Below are 16,613 nucleotides of genomic sequence, written 5' to 3'. Positions count from 1 at the left end.
CCACCCGTCCCGCCGGGGATCGGTGCGCCACGGATGGTGCCAGGCACCATCCGTGGTCCCGTCCTGGAGCCGGGGTGGGTCAGGCGCGGGTGCCGCGGACGAGGTGGCCGGGGCGGGCACCGGTCGCCACGCCGGACTCGAAGGTCGGGACGCCGGACTTCACCGTCATCACGTAGCCGGTGGCGTCCTGGACGAGGCGCCGTCCGCCGGCGGGCAGGTCGTGGGCGATGCGGGGCGGGGCGCAGCCGAGGGCGTCGAGGTCGATGAGGTTGACGTCGGCCAGGTGGCCCGGCGCCAGCAGCCCCCGGTCCCGCCAGCCCACGTGCTCGGCCGTGCGCCGGGTGAGGTGGTGGACGACCTGCTGGATCGGCAGCGGCGGCCCGTCGCGGCGGTCGCGGGCCCACACGGTGAGGAACGACGTGGTGGTGCTGGCGTCGCAGATGGCCCCGCAGTGGGCGCCGGCGTCGGACAGCCCGAACAGCGACAGCGGCGAGGTGATCATCTCGTGCACGTCGGCCAGCGACCCGTGGGCGAAGTTGAACAGCGGCAGGTACAGCAGCTGCGTCCCGCCCCGCCGGAGCAGCATGTCGTACACCAGGGCGGCCGGGTCCTGGCCGTCCCGCCGGGCCTGGGCCCCGAGGGACCACGAGGCGTCGACCTGGTAGTCGACCGGGTCGGCCATCTCGAAGGTGACGTCGAAGCCGCCGACGATCGACCTGAACAGGCCCTCGGGCAGGCTGGCCAGCTGCTCGGCGTGCTCGGCCAGGATGCGGGCCTTGCGCTCCGGCGCCGCCAGGGCGGCGACCCGCTCGGCCAGCGGCAGCCCGGCGACCTCGGCGAAGCCGGCGGTGAAGGCGAAGGGGTTGGCCGTGGCCTCCAGGCCGAGGAGCACGCCGATCGGCCGTGGCGCGACCTGGCCCTTGACGTCGAGCCCGGCCGAGCGCCACTCGCCGATGCGGCCGAACAGGTGCCGCCAGCGCTCGGGGGCGTGGTACGCCTGCTGCACGGTGAAGCTGAGGGGCCGGCCCGACGTGCGGACCATGGCCTCGATGATCGCCAGCTCGCTCTCGGCGAAGTCGTCGTCGGGCGACTGGTAGGCGTCGGAGATGAGCTGGATCACGCCGGTGCCGGCGTCGGCCAGGGCGCCGCAGATGGCCAGCAGCTCGGCCTCGCCCGACTTGAGCGTGCCGATGTTCTCGCCCGCCTTGGTGCGGTGGACGTCGGTGCGGGACGTGGCGAACCCGATGGCGCCGGCGTCGAGCGCCTCGCGGGTGAGCCGGGCCATCTCGGCGATCTCGTCGTCGGTCGGGTGCTGGAGGTGGTCGGCGCCCCGCTCCCCCATCACGTAGGTCCGCAACGGCGCATGGGGCACCTGGGCGCCGACGTCGACGGTGCGGGGGGTGCGGTCGAGCACGTCGAGGTACTCGGGGAAGGACTCCCAGCCCCACGTCATGCCCTCGGTGAGGGCGGTGCCGGGGATGTCCTCGACCCCCTCCAGCAGACCGATCAGCCAGTCGTGGCGGTCGGGCCGGGCCGGGGCGAACCCGACCCCGCAGTTGCCCATGGCCACGGTGGTCACGCCGTGCTGCGACGACGGCGCCAGGACCGGGTCCCAGGTGGCCTGGCCGTCGAAGTGGGTGTGGATGTCCACGAAGCCGGGCGTGACGACGAGCCCGTCGGCGTCGACCTCCCGGGTGCCCCGGGCGTCGATGCGCCCCACCTCGACCACGCGGTCGCCCTCGATGCCGACGTCCGCCGTCCGGGGCGCCGCCCCGCTGCCGTCGACGACCGTCCCGCCTCTGATCACCAGGTCCATGGCCCCGAACCTACGACGACAGGGGCCCCTCCGCCGATGCGGAGGGGCCCCAGTCGACCGGAGCTCGGTCGGACCTCAGGCCGACCTCAGTGGCCTCCGGCCCCAGCGTCCTCGACCTCGCCGGCCTGGAAGATCCCGAGGGCACCCTTGCCGACGTTGGCGAACTTGTGGGTGACCATCGGGTAGAGGCCGTCCTCGTCGAGGGTGAACTCGACGAACCCGCCCTGCGACGGCTGGAGGTCCAACGCCTGGGCCCCGCCCTCTCGGGCATCGGGACGCAGGAGGTAGGTGCCCTCCTTGTAGACGGTGTCGAAGATCGTGCCCACGATGTGGAACGCCGAGTTCTCGCTGGGCCCGGCGTCGAGGACGAACACCCGGATCCGCTCGCCCTGCTCCACCCGGATCGGCCGGTGCTGGTACTGGTTCACGTAGCCGTTGAACACGACGGCGTCGTGCTCCTCGGCCTGCATCTTGCCCAGGTCACCGGGCTGGCCCTCGGGGCCGGTGTAGATCTCGGACTGGACCATCACGAACTCGTGGTCGACCTCGGGGAGGTCGGGCGGGTCGATGATGATGGCGCCGTGCATCCCGTTGCCGATGTGGTGCAGCGCCGGTGCCGTACCGCAGTGGTACATGAAGACCCCGGCGTGCTTGGCCTCGTACTGGTAGACGAGCGACTCGCCGGACTCGATGGTGCGCATCTCGTCGTCCCAGGCGACCTTCGATGCGTGGAAGTCGATGGAGTGGCCGATCTCGCCCTCGTTGACCAGGGTGATGGTGAAGATGTCGCCGACCTTCCCGCGCAGCACCGGTCCCGGGAACATGTCGTTGAAGGTCCACATCTCCTGGGTCACGCCCGGGGCCACCTCGAGGACCGTCTCGGTGGCCCGCAGGGTCATGGTGTGCTCGGTCCCCCCCGGCGCCGGCTCCAGGGTCGGGTCGTACGGGGTGAAGTCGTCGGCCGGCTCGGCGGCGAAGTCGATCTCGGCGCCGGCTGCGGCGTCGTCGCTGGCGGCGGCCGGGGCGGCCGAGCCCGTGCTCCCCGAGACGTTGATGTCGAGGATCATGCCGCCCTCCTTGTGGCCGGGCACCGTGCACCACGCCTGGGTGGTCTCGGTGACGACGCCGAGGCTGGCGCTGGCCGATCCGCCCGGGTCGATCATCTCGGTGCCGGTCACGCCGTCGAGCTGGAGGTCGTGGGGCATGGCGCCGACGTTGGTCACGTTGACCAGCACCTCGGTCCCGGCGGGGACGTCGATCGACGAGGGCTCGACGTAGAGGTCACCGAGCTCGATCTCGAAGGTCATGGGCTCACCGGTGGCGGCCACCCCGTCCCCGCCACCGGACTCGTCGATGGCCCGCAGCCCCAGGCCGACGCCGAAGACGGCGACGAGCATGGCGACGAGGGCGAGGAAGACGGCCATGACCGTCCAGCCGCCCTTCTCGTCGTGCTCGGGGGGCCTCTCGTCCTGGTCGGGTGGGCGCGTCAGGGTGTCGGTCATCGCATTCTCCTCGTCACGTGGGGACCCACGCCGGGGGGCGGCCGACCGACGGTCGGCGACCTCGAGCGTCACCCCTGGTTTCTCTAGTTGACGCTAGAGATTCCCCGGTCTGACCTGTAGGGCCGAAGGTCCCGACCCGCCGTGACCCCCAGAGCGGGCCACGAGACCAGACCGACGATCAGACCGACGATCCCGACGCCGCCTCGTCGGGGCACGCCTCGTCGGGAGGGAGGTCAGGGGTGGCGGCGACGATGGCGTCGAGGAGGTCGCGGGTCGCAGCCAGCTCGGCGATGGCCTCGTCGATCCGCTGCCGCTCGGCCAGGAACGTGGGGACCATGTCGGCCGAGCACGGCGCCAGCACGCCCCCCTCGTCGACCATGCACGGCAGCACCTGGGCGATGACCTCGGTCGAGAGGCCGGCGGCCAGCAGCATCCGGATGCGGTGCACCTCGTCGACGTCGGCCTCGGCGTAGTCCCGGTAGCCGTTGGGCTGCCGCGCCGGGCGGAGGAGGCCCCGCTGCTCGTAGTAGCGGAGCGACCGCTCGCTCGCCCCGGTCAGATCGGCCAGCTCCTGGATCCTCACGATCGACCTCCTCGGGCCTTGACCTTCACACCGGTGTCAGACCTTACGGTCGCCCCATGGCACCTCCACCCGTCCCCGTCACCGTCCTCGGGCTCGGCCCCATGGGTCGGGCCCTGGCCCGCGCCCTGCTCACCGCCGGCCACCCCACGACCGTCTGGAACCGCACCCCCGGTCGGGCCGGCGCCCTGGTGGCGCGCGGCGCCGCCGAGGCGACGCGAGCCGCGGATGCGGTCGCCGCCAGCCCGGTGGTCCTGGTCTGCGTGATCGACGCCGCCGCCACCCGGGCGATCGTCGACGCCGCCGGGCCGGCGCTGCAGGGCCGGGTCCTCGTGAACATGACGGCCGACACGCCCGATCGCAGCCGTGAGCTGGCCGCGCGCGTCCTCGCCCTCGGCGGCACCCACCTCGACGCCGCCATCATGACGCCCACCCCCACCATCGGGACCGACGCGGCGTCCATCCTCTACAGCGGGGACGAGGCCGCGTACGCCACCCATCGGGCGGTCCTCGACGCCCTCGGGCCGGCCACGTTCGTCGGCGCCGACCCCGGCCGGGCGGCGTCGTACGAGGTCGCCCTGCTCGACCTGTGGTGGAGCAGCATCGCCGCCGCCGTCCACGCCTTCGCCCTCGCCCGGGCGGAGGGGGTCTCGGCGGGGGACCTCGAGCCTCACGCCGCCGGCATCACCGCCCTCCTCGGCGAGACGCTGACCGAGCTGGCCACGGGCATCGACGCCGGCGAGCACGACGGGAGCGAGGCGGACCTGGCCTCGGCCGCGGCCGGGATCGACCACGTCGTCGAGGCCACCGCCTCCCGAGGACTGCACCCCGGCCCTGCCGGGGCCGCTCGGGAGCTGACCCGCCGGGCAGTGGCTGCCGGGCGCGGGAACGACGGCCTGTCAGCCCTCGCCGAGGTGATGGCGATCGGGTCGGACGCCGACCTGGTCAGTACGGATGGTCGGGCAGGACGCTGACGTCGATGCCGTCGGCGGCCAAGACCTCGTAGACCCGGTCGTGGTGGTCGCCGACCAGCCGCTGCACGTACTCGATGCCGTCGAGGTGGTCGATCTCGTGCTGGCAGATGCGGGCGACGATCTCGTCGGCGGTGACCTCGATGGCGTCGCCGTGGACCGTCCGGCCGCGGATCTGGACGAACTTGGGTCGGTCGAGGGGGGCGTGGGTGCCGTCGACCTCGAGCGACAGGCAGCCCTCGGTGTAGGTCCACGTGCCCTCGGCCGCTCGGACCTCGGGGTCGACGACGACCTCGGGCATGGCCCGCTTGTGGACCTGCACGAACATGCGCAGCGGGGCGCCCACCTGGTTGGCCGCCAGCCCGACCCCCGGCGCCCGGTGCATCACCTTCACCATGTGCTTGGCGAAGGCCTTGATCTCGGGCGTGATGCGGCCCACCGGCTCGGTGGGCCGGTGCAGGACGGGCGTCTCGACGGGGACGACGCCGACGGCGGCCCGCTCGTCGTGGTCGTCGGCCGGCCACACGTCGTCACCGGTCCAGGTCTCGCTGCGCCCCGGCGCCACGGCCACCGCCTCGCCGGGGGCGATCGGGGGCACGAGGTGCTCGGCGGCGTCGGGGTGGGAGGTCGGGAAGCGGCGGCCGCAGCTGCAGGTGCAGCACTCCTTCACCGGCCCGCCCTCGACCGGCCACACGGTGACCCGGTTGAGCGGGGCGCACGGCCGGTCGTCGCCCCGCACCGGGCACGACGACAGCGTCACCCGCCCCACGTGCTCGACGTCGCTGCGCCCCTTCGCCTTCCTCCGTGCCATAGGAGGGTGGACGCTACCGGCGCCCCATCGGCGCGCCGACGCATGGGGTCAGACCCCATCCGTCCGACACATGGGGTCAGACCCCATCCGTCGGTCAGGCCGGCCGGACGAGCTCGACCGTGAGCCGGACCGTCGGGTGCTCCTGCGGCAGCGGCGGGCGACGGTCGGTGGCGACGACGCCCAGGCCCGACGCCTCGGCGGCGACGACGAGCTCGTCGAGCGACAGCAGGGTGGCGACGAACGGGACGCCGGCGCCGAGGAAGTCCTCGGTGGCGACGGTGCCCTCGCCCTCGTGGGCGGTGAGCAGGGCGCGGCCGCCGGGCCGCAGGACGCGGGCGATCTCGGCCACGCCGGTGGCCAGCTCCTCCCGGCGGAGGTGGATCAGGGCGTAGAACGCGACCACGCCGGCCACCGACGCCGACCGCACCGGCAGGGCCCGGAGGTCACCGGCCGTCGCCGCGCCGAGCCGGGCCGCCGCCAGCCTGGCCATCGCCGGGCTGAAGTCGAGGCCGAGGACCGACCGGCCCCCGTCGCGCACCGCCGCGCCCACCTGCCCCGGCCCGCACCCCAGGTCGACGACGGGATCGCCCACGGCCGCGGCGAAGGCCGCCAGCCGGGCCCGGTCGGCGGGCTTGGCGGCCAGCTCGTCGCCGAAGGTGGCCTCGTAGGCGTCGGCGACGGCGTCGTACGACTCCCGTAGCCGCTCCCACGTCGATCCCGGCACGGAAGAGCACCGTAGCGGTGCACCTCCGTGCCGGGACCGGCCCTCGCGCTAGCTCGCCTTGGTGGCGAGGTGGTCGTTCAGGGCGCCGGCCTCGCCGAAGAGGCGGGTCCGCCAGGTCTCGAGCAGCTCGGAGGCGTCGTGGTCGTCGGGGTGGAAGTCGGGGCGGTTGTAGTCCCGGATCCGGCGGCGCACGTCCTTGGTGAGCCACGGCGAGTCCTTGAGCTTGGCGAACGAGCGGCGCAGCGCCCCCAGGTCGCGCCGGGCCTCGGGATCGCGGGCGATCGAGTACAGCGCCGACAGGGCGGCGGTGCCGATGAAGCCCACGGTCATGACGTTCATGACCCGGGCCCGCAGCTTCGGGTCGCCGACGCAGGCCTGGTACACGTCGAAGGCGACGGCCTTGTGCTCGCTCTCCTCGATGGCGTGCCACATGAGGAGGTGGCGGACCTCGTCCTCGCTGAACATGGCCTGGGCCCGCTCGTCCCCCAGCAGCACCTCGGCGAGGGTGGCCGTGTAGTGCTCGAGGGCGGCGGTGACGGCGAGCCGGACCTTGGGCGGGGCGACCTTCTCGTTGAACTTCAGCCGCTTCCCGGTCAATCGGTCCAGGGCCTTGGTGGGGTAGCCCATGTCGTCGAGCCGGTCGTTGAAGGTCCGGTGCTCGCGCCCGTGGATGGCCTCCTGGCCGATGAACCCGGCGACCTGCTTCTTCAGCACGGGGTCGGTGATCTGGTCGCGGTAGTGCCGCACCGAGCGGACGAAGTAGTCCTCGCCCTCGGGAAACAGCGACGACAGCACGGCGACGATGTGGCTCATCACGATGTCCCCGTCCATGTAGAAGTGGGGGACCTCGGACAGGTCACCGTCGAAGAAGGAGATGCGGCGGACCGGGAAGGACCGGTCCGACGAGGCCTGGGCGCCGGGGGCGGCGTCCTCGGCCTGGTCCTCGGTGACGGCGGGATCGACGACGGCGGTGCTCATGGAGAGCTCCTCTCAGGGGGGCTGGCTCTCGGTCTGCCCCAGATGCTACCGCCGGTAACATCTTCGTTCCAGAGGCACCGGTCACACCGACGGGTGCCCCCGCCGGCCCGACAGCCTCAGGCCTCGTCGTCGTCGGCCGGCTCCTCGGGCTCCTCGACGCCCAGGGCCACCATCAGCTCGTGGCGGGCGGGGCCGAACTCCTCGTCGGTGACCCGGCCGGCGGCGTGGGCCTCGCTCAGCACCCGGAACCGCTCCATGATCTCGTCGGGGCTGGTCCCGGGCGTGGCGTCGCCGCCCTCGCCCCCGGACGCCTTGTTGTGCCGGCGCTCCCGCTTGGCGGCCTGCTGCTCCTGGCGGAGCTTGTCGATGCGGCGCTTCTCGGCGGACTGCCGACCCTTGCCGGCCATCAGCGGGTCCGGACGGGGCGGGTGGGGTGGCTGGTGGTGCTGGGCATGACCCTGCTCCTCACGAAGGTGCGGGTCGACCGGGCAGACGATCCGTGTCGGACAGGCTAGGGGGTCAGGGCCGCGCCGGACCCCTCCGGCCCCGGGCCCGGCGCCGGACGGCCGCCCGCCACGAGGAGGGGCCAGGCCCGCTGCGACCACCCCGGCCCGGTGACGCCCCCACCGATGAGCGGGCGCCGGGGGCGTCGTCTCACCTGTGCCGGCCCCGCCGTGACCGGCGGCTGGGAGACGACGCCATGGGTGAGGAGCAGGGCCACCGCCGCGACCACCCTCCCGGCCGGTCCCCGCCGGCGTGCACCGGGGCCGTGCTCGGCGCGGCGCAGCGCCACCCCCGCCGCTTCGCCCACCGGGTGGTGATCCTGGCACCGGGTGAGGCCCGACCCTACGTGGCCGCCGAGTGGACCGACGCCCTCGTCGTGGTCGCGGACGGGGCCGTCGAGCTCGAGGGCCTCGGCGGGGAGCGCCGCCGCCTGGCCCGCGGGGCGGTCCTGTGGCTCGTCGGCCTGCCGCTGCGGGCCGTCCGCAACGAGAGCCACCACCCGGCCGTCATCGTCGCCGTGTCCCGCCGCGGCCGCGACGGGGGTGCTGCCGGCTGACGACGCCGGCCGTGGCCGTCAGCGGCCCACCAGGTCCACGGCGATGTCCACCAGGCGGGACTCCTCCTTCTCCACCACGACCAGCGGGCGCCCGGCGGCCCAAGCAGCGTCCAAGGGCCTTCCCAGCGGGTCGCGCGACGGTGCCGAGGCTCCCCAGCAGAAAGCGACGACCCATGAGCACGACCCCCTCCCCGCCCGCCGACCTCCGCAGCTACCGCGCCATCCACGTCGCCCTGCGCCAGGCCGCCCACGCCATGGCGGCGGCCGCCCCCGGCCTCGACGACGCCGACCCCCGCCGCCGGAGGGCCTTCTCGCGCTACTGGAAGGGCTACGCCGGCGAGGTGCTGGCCCACCACACCACCGAGGACGACGTGGTGTTCCCCGCCCTGGTCGCCCGGGCCCCGCAGGTCGCCACCCTGCTCGAGCAGCTCGACGCCGACCACCACCACCTCGACGCGCTGATGGCCGACATCGGGGCGGCGACGTCCCGGGTGGCGGGTGGAGCCGACGCCGCGGCCCTCGGCGCCCTCCTCCGCCAGCTCGCCGACCACATGGACCAGCACCTCGCCGCCGAGGACGCCGAGATCCTGCCCCTGCTCGAGCAGCACTTCACCCACGACGAGTTCGCCGAGCTCGAGGCCAAGGCCCTGGAGATCATCGGCCTCGGCGCCCAGGCCGCCTTCACCATCCCCTTCGTCGCTGCGTCGGTCGACGACGCGATGCGGGCCCACCTGCTCGGGAGCGCTCCCCTCCCGGTCCGCGCCATCTTCCGGCTCGGCCGCGGCCGCCACGCCCGCCTGGCGGAGCTGGCGCTCGGTGCCACCCGCCCCGCCGTGGCCGCCTGAGCAGCGGCGGTCAGCCCCGCGCCGCGATGCGGGCGCGCAGGTGCTCCTGCTCGGCGGCGTTGTCGGTGAGGGCGAGGGCGGCGGTGTAGGCCGCCACCGCCTCGTCGTCCCGGCCGAGCCGCTCGAGCAGGTCGGCCCGGACCGCCGGGAGGTACGGGTACCGGTCGAGCCGGCCCCCGGCGGCGAGGGCGTCGACCTCGGCGAGGGCGGCCAGGCGGACGAGGCGCCCGGCGGCATCGACCCGGGTGCGGCGCCGGGCGTGGTGGGTGAGGGCGAGGGCCAGCACACCGGCCACCTCGGCCTCGGTCGGCAGGAGCCGGCGCAGCATCCGGGCCAGGCCGAGGGCCCGGTCGGCCAGGTCGTCGCGCACGAGGTCCGGTCCCGACGCCGCCGTGTGGCCGAGGCTGAGCACCAGGTGGACGACCGTCAGGACGGCACCGAGGCGCTCCCCCCGCTCGTCCGGCTCGGGCTCGGCGTAGGGGATGCCCGCCGCTGCGATCTTCTGCTTGGCCCTGGTGATGCGGGCCGCCATCGTCGTCTCGCTGACGAGCAGGGCGCGGGCGACGTCGGGGGTGGCGACGCCGCACACGAGCCGGAGGGTCAGGGCGACCTGGGCCTCGGGCGCCAGGGCGGGGTGGCAGCACGTGAAGACCAGCCGCAGTCGGTCGTCGGGGATGGCGTCGGGGTCGACGTCGACCTCGTCGACGGCGGGCGGGGCGACGAGGAGCGGCAGCTTGGCCCGCTGGGTGCGGCCCCGGCGGAGGCCGTCGAGGGCCTGGCGCCGGGCGGCCGTCGTCAGCCATGCCCCCGGGCGGTCGGGGACCCCGTCGCGCCCCCAGGTGCGCAGGGCCCGGATGTAGGCGTCCTGCACGGCCTCCTCGGCGGCATCGAGGTCCCGGGTCACCCGGACGGTCGCGGCCAGCATTGCCGCCCACTCCCCCCGGTGGGCGGCGGCCACGGCCTCCTCCACCTCGCTCAGGCGACCCCCTCCGTGTCCGGGCCGGCCGCGGCCACCTGGAAGTCCAGCAGCGGCCTGACCTCGACCCCGCCGGCCATGATCGGCGTCATCGCCGCCAGCGACGTGGCGTGGTCGAGGTCGCGGGCCTCGATGATGAACACCCCGGCGATGGCCTCCTTGGCCTCGATGAAGGGCCCGTCGGTGATGACGCCGCCCCGGACCGACCTCGCCGTCGACGTCGGCTCCAGCGCCATCCCGGCCACGTCCCGGCCGCCGGCCTCGACGATGCGCCCGGGCAGGGCCTCGTGGGCGGCCATCACGTCGGGCGGGATGTCCGCCACCCCGCCGGGGGTCTCCTCCTCGTAGATGATCACCGCGTACTGCGCCATCAGGCCGTCTCCTCGATCTCGACGTCGCCGGGGAACAGACCGTCGAGGAACGCCCGCCAGGCCACCTCGACGGCGGCACCGTCGGCGTCGACGTCGAAGAGGTGGTGGGCGACGCTCACAGGCCAGCCCCAACGGTCGCGACCGTAGATGCGGTGGAGCCCGGACTCGCTCCGGATCCCGAGGAACGTCTCGGTCCGGTAGTCCACGACCCCGACGATCGGCGCCGCGCCGGGCACGGCGAGGGTCACCTCGTCGCCCACGGCCACGTCGTCGGGCAGGCCGAGTGCCCGGAGCAGGACGGCCGTGCTGCCCTGGGCCGCGGACGCCGGACCTCCGTCGACCGCGACGTAGGTCGCGTCCCGACCGGCGAAGTGGGCGACGTACTCGGCCATCGAGTGCCGGTAGAGGTCGGTGTGCTGGGCGCAGGCGTCGTGCTGGAGGGCGAGGTCGTCGTCGTCGGGCACGGCGGTGCGGTGCACGTAGGTCACCGCGGTGCCGCCGGCCGTCGCCGCGAAGGTGTAGTCGAGCTGGTTGGTCCCGACCTCGTCGGTGGCGGTGGTGGTGAACCGGCGCCCGGGCTCCCAGGCCGTCACCCGGCCGCCAATGCCGGTGAGCCCCGACTCGGCGCCGCCGAGCCGGGGCTCGTAGGTGATCGGCCACAGCCACCCGTCGCTGTGGCGGGTCACCGCGTCCCACACCTCCTCGGGCGGACCCGGCACCTCCGCCTCCCACCCGACCTCGAACGTCTGACCCATGGTGCACCTCCGTGCTGCCTCGGTGGCCCGGGTGGCCACCTCTCACCCCTCCCGACGCCCGAGCGGGCGCCGGATCGACAACGCGCCGGACCTTCCTGACCGCCGGGCCCGCCCCGCCCCGATGGTTCCGACGGGGGCCTGCCGGGAAGGCCGGGGGGATGGACGACCACGAGCTGATCGAGCTGGAGCGGCGAGGGTGGCAGGCGCTGGCCACCGAGGGGGCGGCCGGGCCGTACTACGAGGAGGTGCTGGCCGACGAGGTGCTGATGCTGCTGCCCGGGGGGATGGTCATCGACGACCGGGCCCAGGTGGTCGAGTCGATGAGCGGGGCGCCGTGGGACTCGTTCGCCCTCACCGGCGAGCGGGTGCTGCGCCTCGGCGACGGGGCCGCCGTGGTGGCCTACTCGGCGGTGGCCAAGCGGGGCGACCACAGCTACTGCGCCCTGTTCAACAGCACCTACGTGGCCACCCCCGACGGGTGGCGGCTGTCCGTCCACCAGCAGACGCCGATGGAGGTCCCGGCCGAGGGGTAGCCCGGTGGCCGACGGACCGGAGCGGACACCGGACGGGCACCACATCGTCGTCGACGGTCGACGGTGGCGGGCGACCGACCCGTCGATCCCCGAGCCCCTGCGGGTCGAGCTCGTCGCCGAGCTGATGGACGCCCGGCGCTCCGTCCGGGCCGACGGCACCGCCGCCCGGGCCCGCGTGCAGGCGGCCAAGGTCGCCCTGGGCGAGCGGGGCGAGCCGTGGTGGGACGAGCCGACCGACGCCGGTCGGCGCGAGCGGATCGCCGCCGCCATCGTCGCCCTGGCCCGCCACCGGGCACCGACGTCGACCACCTGCCCGTCGGACGCGGCCCGGGCCGTCGGCGGCGAGGGTTGGCGAGACCTCATGGACCTGACCCGGGACGTCGCCCGCGACCTCGCCCGCGGCGGCGAGGTGGAGATCACCCAGAAGGGCCGGGCGCTCGACCCCGACGCGCCCTGGCGGGGTCCCGTCCGCATCCGGTCCGTCGTGGCCCCGTGAGCCGGCGAGGCCGACCGCGCGCAGGGGCCGCCGGCGTGCTCCGATCACGCCGGGCAGGCGACCCGGCGGGGGGCGGGCGGGACGGGGGTGACGACGGCGGGGACGGCGGCCGGGGCGGCCGGGGCGGGGACAGCGGCCGGGGCGGGCCCGCCGAGGGTGGCGCCGTAGGCGATGGCTCCCACGGTGACGGCGAACCCGACGAGCTGGACCGGCGAGAGGGCCTGGCCGAGCACGACCCAGCCCATGACCGCCCCGGTGACGGGTGCGGCCAGGCCGAGGAGGGGCGGCGCCGCGGCCGGCAGGCGGCGGATGCCCCGGAACCAGAGGACGTAGGCCACGGCGGTGCCGATCAGGCTGAGGTAGGCGAAGCCCAGGACGTTCTGGCCGGTGATCGGCGGCGGCGCTCCCTCGACGAGGAGGGCGAGCGGTGTCAGCAGGGCGGCGCCGGCGAGGAGCTGCCACCCGGTGGCGGCCAGGCGGTTGCCCGGGGCGGGGAACCGCTTGGTCAGGACCACGCCCAGCGAGAACGAGAGGTTGGCCCCCACGGCGGCGAGCACGCCGACCGGGTCGATGTCGGCGCCCGGGCGCACGACGACGAGGCCGACGCCGACGGCGGCGACGACCCCGACGCCGAGGTCCCGGGGCCGCGGGCGCCGGCCGGTGATGGCCCCGGTCAGAGCGAGCACCAGCAGGGGCTGCAGACCCCCGACGGCGGCGGCCACCCCGCCGGGCAGGCGGTACACGGCGACGAACAGCAGCGGGAAGAAGAGGCCGAAGTTGCAGGTGGCGAGGACGGCCGTGCGCCCCCACTCCGCGCCGCGGGGCCGCCACCGCGACGCCAGGAGGCCCAGGGTCACGAGGACCAACCCGGCCGGCGCCACCCGCATCCACGCCACGAACAGCGGGCGGCCGTCGGGGAGCAGCTCGGTGATCGTCACGTAGGTGGTGCCCCACGAGATGGGCGCCAGCACGGTGGCCAGAGCCGGGCCGGGCGAGGCCGCTGATGTCTTCATGCTCATCATCTTAATATTGAGATGATGAGCGTCAAGAGGGCGTTCTAGGATCCGCCCATGGCCCGAGAGCGCGACGCCGTCGACCGCATCAGCGAGCAGTGGGCGACCGTCCGCCCCGACGTCGACTCCTCCCCCCTCGCCGTCATCGGCCGGGTCTCGCGCCTGTCCCGGCTGGTCGACCGCCGGCTGGCCGAGAGCTTCGCCCGCTTCGACCTGGAGGCGTGGATGTACGACGTGCTCGCCACCCTCCGCCGGGGGGGCGAGCCCTACGAGCTGACGGCCGGCGAGCTCGTCGCCCAGGCGATGGTCACGACCGGCGCCATCACCAACCGGATCGACAAGCTCGAGCAGCGAGGGCTCGTCGAGCGGGTGGCGGCGGCCGACCGCCGCAAGGTCATCGTCCGGCTCACGCCGGCCGGCCGCCAGCTGGTCGACGAGGTCGTCGGCCCCCACATGGAGGTCGAGGAGGAGATCCTGGCCCCCCTCTCCCCGCGCCAGCGCGACGAGCTCGTCCGCCTCCTGCGAGCGACGCTCCTCGCCCTCGGCGACCGCCCCGCCGGCTGACGGCGGGCCGGCGGCGCCGTCGGCGGCGAACCTTGGACGGCAACCGCACCATGCTGCGGGGTTCCGTCCAAGGTTTGGGGGGTCGGGCGCGTCTCAGGCCAGGAGGGCGGCGAGGAGGGCGGGACGGGCGGCCCGGGCTCGGGCCGCGATGGTCTCCCACGTCACCAGGTGGCCCTCGGCAGCCAGGCGGGACCAGGGCTCGCCCCCGGTGCGCAGCAGGTCGACCATGCCGTGGGCCCGACGCGGGATGAGATCGACGAGGTCCCGGCGCTCGCCCTCGGGGAGGCCGTAGCCGTCGGCGAGGTCCCGCACGCCGGCCGGCACCAGGTCGGCGAAGGAGATCGCCGCCCAGGCCAGGTCCCACAGCCGGGTGCCCGGGCCGGCGGTGTCCCAGTCGATCCACGCGACCCGCCCGCAGCCGTGGACCAGGTTCCACGACGACAGGTCGTGGTGGACGACGAGGTCGTCCCCGTCGGGCCGGATCACCGTGCCCCAGACGGCGTCGACCGGCGGGACGAAGCCCGCCGTCGCCTCGTGGAGCCGGCGGGCCAGGCGGCCGACGTCGACCAGCGACGGGCCGGGTCGGTACGGGTGGGTGACCGTCCCGTCGATCCACTCGACGACGTGGCGCCCCCGCTCGTCGAGCCCGAGCGACCGCGGGGCTCCCTCGAACCCGACCTCGCGCAGGTGCACGAGCAGGGCGTGCACCGCCGGCGTCCACGGCCCCGCCGGGCGCCGCACGGTGGCCCCGACCCGGACCAGCCCGGCGGTGACGTTGCCACCCAGCGGGACCTCCGCTGCGGCCGAGCTACCCCGCCAGCGGTGCACCCGTCTCCAGGAGGGTCTTGAGGCCGGCCAGGACCGAGGGCCACCCGCCGCTGATGGCATCGAGCATGACGCTCCCGGGCACGAAGCCGTCGTGGACGACCTCGAGCCGGACGACGCCCGGGTCAGCGTCGGTGATCGTGAACGTCACCTTGGAACGGGGCTCGGCCTGCTCGGCGGCGATCTGCTCGTCGGTCCACCCGGTGTGGTCCTGGTGGAGGGCATCGGCGTGGTGCCACGTGTACGACAGGCGGCGGGGACGGTCGACGGCGAGGACCTCCTGGCCCTCGAGCACGCTGTCGCCCTCCTCCCAGCGGATGGGCGAGCCGACCTCCCAGTCCGAGAGGATGGCGGCGCCCCAGTAGCGGCGGGTGAACTCGGGCTCGGTCAGGGCGCGGAACAGGGTGTCGGCGTCGGTGCGGATGTAGGTGACGTAGACGAAGTCGGTGCGGGTGGCGGTGTCGGTGTCGGGCATGGGGGGTGCCTCCAGGGCGTGCTTGAGGTCGCCGAGCGCTCGGGCCCGGGGACGGTGGAACCGGCCGATCCAGCGGTCGGCGATGTCGTCGATGGGGGCGGCGTTGAGGAGGTGGATGCGCTGGCGGCCGCGCTTCTCGCTGACGACCAGCCCGGCCGCCTCCAGCACGGCGAGGTGCTTGGTGACCGACTGGCGCGCGATGCCCAACCCCTCGCCCAGCTCGCCCAGGCTCTGGCCGTTGCGGGACCGGAGCCGGTCGAGCAGCTCGCGCCGGACCGGGTCGGCCAGGGCCTTGAACACCTCGTCCACCTCGCTCCTCTCCGCACCCGACAGACAGGCAGCCGTCCGGCTGCCTGTTGCCCAGGATGCGCAGCCAGCCGGCTGCCTGTCAACCCGTCAGGTGCGCATGCGGCGGTAGAGGCACTGGCCCCCGCCGGACGAGAGCAGCTCGCCGCCCTGGCCCCAGACCCGGCCGGTCCAGCCGAACAGGCCGCCGGTCGAGACCGGGGCGGTGCCGTCGCAGAGGAGCCACTCGTGGCCCGACGTGGGGCGGTGGAAGGCGACGTTGAGGTCGAGGGTGGGGGCCATCCACGGCTCCTGCTTCCAGGCGTGGGGGCGGTTGGCCGCCGGCCAGCTCGGCAGGTCGACCAGGATCACGCTGCGGCAGGCGTCGATCCAGGGATCGTCCCAGGACGCGGTGGGGAGGAACCGCAGCCACTCGACCCACTCGGCGGCGAGGGGGCCGTCCGGCGGCCACTCCCGGGTGAAGCTGATGGGCTTGGCGTCGAAGTTGAGCCAGAACGGGAACGGCGGCTCGTCCTCGGGGTCGACCAGCTCATGGATCGACGCGAGCTCGGCGGGCCCGGGCACGGCGGGCGCGGTCGTCTCGTCGTGCTCGAGGCCCTCGCCCTCGGCCGCGCTCCACACCAGCGCCTCGAGGATGGGCCGCCCCTCCTGGGTGATGGCGACCCGGTGGGAGCTGGCCGCCCGACCCTCCTTGCGCGCCTCGACGACGATGTCGACGGGCTCGAAGCGGGCCACGCCCAGGTAGTGGCAGGAGAAGGCGGCGGGCCGGGGGTGGGGCGTGGTGGCCCCGGCGGCCCGCAGGGCGTGGGCCGCGACGTAGCCGCCCATCGGCCCCCAGATCTCCCAGTCGGCCGAGAGGGTGGCCCGGAAGCGCCCCTCCCCGACCGGCTCGACCGCCGTCTGCTCCCCCAGGTCGCCCATGGCTGGTGAGCCTGCTCCCACCCCCGGCACCCCGCAAGGGAGTTCCGCGCCACGGAAGGTGCCAGGCACCTTCCGTGGCCCGCCCGAGGAC

General features: G+C 74.7%; 20 protein-coding genes. 6 read left to right on the top strand and 14 right to left on the bottom strand.

From position 1 onward, the window contains the following. Positions 1 to 79 precede the first annotated feature (79 nt). From HC251_RS05395 to HC251_RS05385, 3 genes are all read right to left on the bottom strand, one after another. Entirely contained in the window at positions 80 to 1,816 is a 1,737-nt protein-coding gene (locus tag HC251_RS05395) for an amidohydrolase family protein (RefSeq protein ID WP_219944284.1), read from the bottom strand. 86 nt (positions 1,817 to 1,902) lie between these two features. Further along, a complete protein-coding gene (locus HC251_RS05390; RefSeq protein WP_219944283.1) occupies positions 1,903 to 3,318 on the bottom strand; it encodes a multicopper oxidase domain-containing protein in 1,416 nt (471 codons plus the stop codon). A gap of 178 nt (positions 3,319 to 3,496) precedes the next feature. Next, the gene (locus HC251_RS05385; protein ID WP_219944282.1) at positions 3,497 to 3,901 is read right to left on the bottom strand and encodes a MerR family transcriptional regulator; all 405 of its coding nucleotides are present in this window, start codon (positions 3,899 to 3,901) and stop codon (positions 3,497 to 3,499) included. A gap of 56 nt (positions 3,902 to 3,957) precedes the next feature. On the opposite strand from HC251_RS05385, the gene HC251_RS05380 reads away from it, so the two are divergent. Beyond that, a complete protein-coding gene (locus HC251_RS05380) occupies positions 3,958 to 4,872 on the top strand; it encodes an NAD(P)-dependent oxidoreductase (protein WP_219944281.1) in 915 nt (304 codons plus the stop codon). On the opposite strand, the gene HC251_RS05375 is transcribed toward HC251_RS05380, so the two are convergent. From HC251_RS05375 to HC251_RS05360, 4 genes are all read right to left on the bottom strand, one after another. Next, positions 4,844 to 5,680 carry a peptide deformylase gene (locus HC251_RS05375; protein WP_219944280.1) on the bottom strand — a complete coding sequence of 279 codons (837 nt, stop codon included), beginning with the start codon at positions 5,678 to 5,680 and terminating at the stop codon, positions 4,844 to 4,846. The genes HC251_RS05380 and HC251_RS05375 overlap by 29 nt on opposite strands. A gap of 94 nt (positions 5,681 to 5,774) precedes the next feature. Continuing rightward, entirely contained in the window at positions 5,775 to 6,404 is a 630-nt protein-coding gene (locus HC251_RS05370; RefSeq protein ID WP_219944279.1) for a class I SAM-dependent methyltransferase, read from the bottom strand. 48 nt (positions 6,405 to 6,452) lie between these two features. Next, the gene (locus HC251_RS05365) at positions 6,453 to 7,382 is read right to left on the bottom strand and encodes a metal-dependent hydrolase (RefSeq protein WP_219944278.1); all 930 of its coding nucleotides are present in this window, start codon (positions 7,380 to 7,382) and stop codon (positions 6,453 to 6,455) included. Between the two features lie 116 nt (positions 7,383 to 7,498). After that, positions 7,499 to 7,789 (bottom strand): hypothetical protein, encoded by a 291-nt coding sequence (locus HC251_RS05360; RefSeq protein WP_219944277.1) that lies wholly within the window; start codon positions 7,787 to 7,789, stop codon positions 7,499 to 7,501. 293 nt (positions 7,790 to 8,082) lie between these two features. Between HC251_RS05360 and HC251_RS05355 the strand changes: the two genes are divergently transcribed. Then, complete coding sequence (locus tag HC251_RS05355; RefSeq protein WP_219944276.1) at positions 8,083 to 8,442, top strand: hypothetical protein; 360 nt, start codon at positions 8,083 to 8,085, stop codon at positions 8,440 to 8,442. Between the two features lie 173 nt (positions 8,443 to 8,615). Then, positions 8,616 to 9,287 carry a hemerythrin domain-containing protein gene (locus HC251_RS05350; RefSeq protein WP_219944275.1) on the top strand — a complete coding sequence of 224 codons (672 nt, stop codon included), beginning with the start codon at positions 8,616 to 8,618 and terminating at the stop codon, positions 9,285 to 9,287. Positions 9,288 to 9,297: 10 nt separating this feature from the next. Here the strand turns inward: HC251_RS05350 and HC251_RS05345 are convergent, their stop codons facing one another. From HC251_RS05345 to HC251_RS05335, 3 genes are read right to left on the bottom strand one after another with little or no spacing between them, the layout of a single operon-like run. Beyond that, positions 9,298 to 10,212, bottom strand: coding sequence for an RNA polymerase sigma factor (locus tag HC251_RS05345; protein ID WP_255566606.1), 915 nt, complete (start codon positions 10,210 to 10,212; stop codon positions 9,298 to 9,300). 50 nt (positions 10,213 to 10,262) lie between these two features. Continuing rightward, positions 10,263 to 10,634, bottom strand: a complete 372-nt coding sequence (locus tag HC251_RS25925; RefSeq protein ID WP_219944273.1) for a YciI family protein — start codon at positions 10,632 to 10,634, stop codon at positions 10,263 to 10,265. Beyond that, positions 10,634 to 11,389 (bottom strand): SRPBCC domain-containing protein, encoded by a 756-nt coding sequence (locus tag HC251_RS05335; protein WP_219944272.1) that lies wholly within the window; start codon positions 11,387 to 11,389, stop codon positions 10,634 to 10,636. The genes HC251_RS25925 and HC251_RS05335 overlap by 1 nt, the downstream gene beginning before the upstream one ends. Positions 11,390 to 11,547: 158 nt before the next feature. Here HC251_RS05335 and HC251_RS05330 point away from each other — a divergent pair, with 158 nt between their 5' ends. Further along, positions 11,548 to 11,922 (top strand): nuclear transport factor 2 family protein, encoded by a 375-nt coding sequence (locus tag HC251_RS05330; protein WP_219944271.1) that lies wholly within the window; start codon positions 11,548 to 11,550, stop codon positions 11,920 to 11,922. Between the two features lie 4 nt (positions 11,923 to 11,926). Continuing rightward, complete coding sequence (locus HC251_RS05325; RefSeq protein WP_219944270.1) at positions 11,927 to 12,418, top strand: DUF3253 domain-containing protein; 492 nt, start codon at positions 11,927 to 11,929, stop codon at positions 12,416 to 12,418. A gap of 44 nt (positions 12,419 to 12,462) precedes the next feature. Here the strand turns inward: HC251_RS05325 and HC251_RS05320 are convergent, their stop codons facing one another. Next, positions 12,463 to 13,431, bottom strand: a complete 969-nt coding sequence (locus tag HC251_RS05320; protein WP_219944269.1) for an EamA family transporter — start codon at positions 13,429 to 13,431, stop codon at positions 12,463 to 12,465. A 57-nt stretch (positions 13,432 to 13,488) separates the two neighbouring features. Between HC251_RS05320 and HC251_RS05315 the strand changes: the two genes are divergently transcribed. Next, the gene (locus tag HC251_RS05315) at positions 13,489 to 13,995 is read left to right on the top strand and encodes a MarR family winged helix-turn-helix transcriptional regulator (protein WP_219944268.1); all 507 of its coding nucleotides are present in this window, start codon (positions 13,489 to 13,491) and stop codon (positions 13,993 to 13,995) included. A gap of 93 nt (positions 13,996 to 14,088) precedes the next feature. Here the strand turns inward: HC251_RS05315 and HC251_RS05310 are convergent, their stop codons facing one another. The 3 genes from HC251_RS05310 to HC251_RS05300 all read right to left on the bottom strand — a co-directional run bounded on the left by HC251_RS05310 (position 14,089) and on the right by HC251_RS05300 (position 16,522). Beyond that, a complete protein-coding gene (locus HC251_RS05310; protein WP_219944267.1) occupies positions 14,089 to 14,823 on the bottom strand; it encodes a phosphotransferase in 735 nt (244 codons plus the stop codon). Then, complete coding sequence (locus tag HC251_RS05305; protein WP_219944266.1) at positions 14,804 to 15,604, bottom strand: metalloregulator ArsR/SmtB family transcription factor; 801 nt, start codon at positions 15,602 to 15,604, stop codon at positions 14,804 to 14,806. The genes HC251_RS05310 and HC251_RS05305 overlap by 20 nt, the downstream gene beginning before the upstream one ends. An 87-nt stretch (positions 15,605 to 15,691) precedes the next feature. Continuing rightward, positions 15,692 to 16,522 (bottom strand): acyl-CoA thioesterase II, encoded by an 831-nt coding sequence (locus HC251_RS05300; RefSeq protein WP_219944265.1) that lies wholly within the window; start codon positions 16,520 to 16,522, stop codon positions 15,692 to 15,694. Between the last annotated feature and the right edge of the window lie 91 nt (positions 16,523 to 16,613).

Source organism: Iamia sp. SCSIO 61187 (assembly GCF_019443745.1).
Lineage (GTDB): Bacteria > Actinomycetota > Acidimicrobiia > Acidimicrobiales > Iamiaceae > Iamia.
The sequence above is the reverse complement of the archived record's forward strand: the minus strand, read 5'-3'. Positions and strand labels throughout refer to the sequence as shown.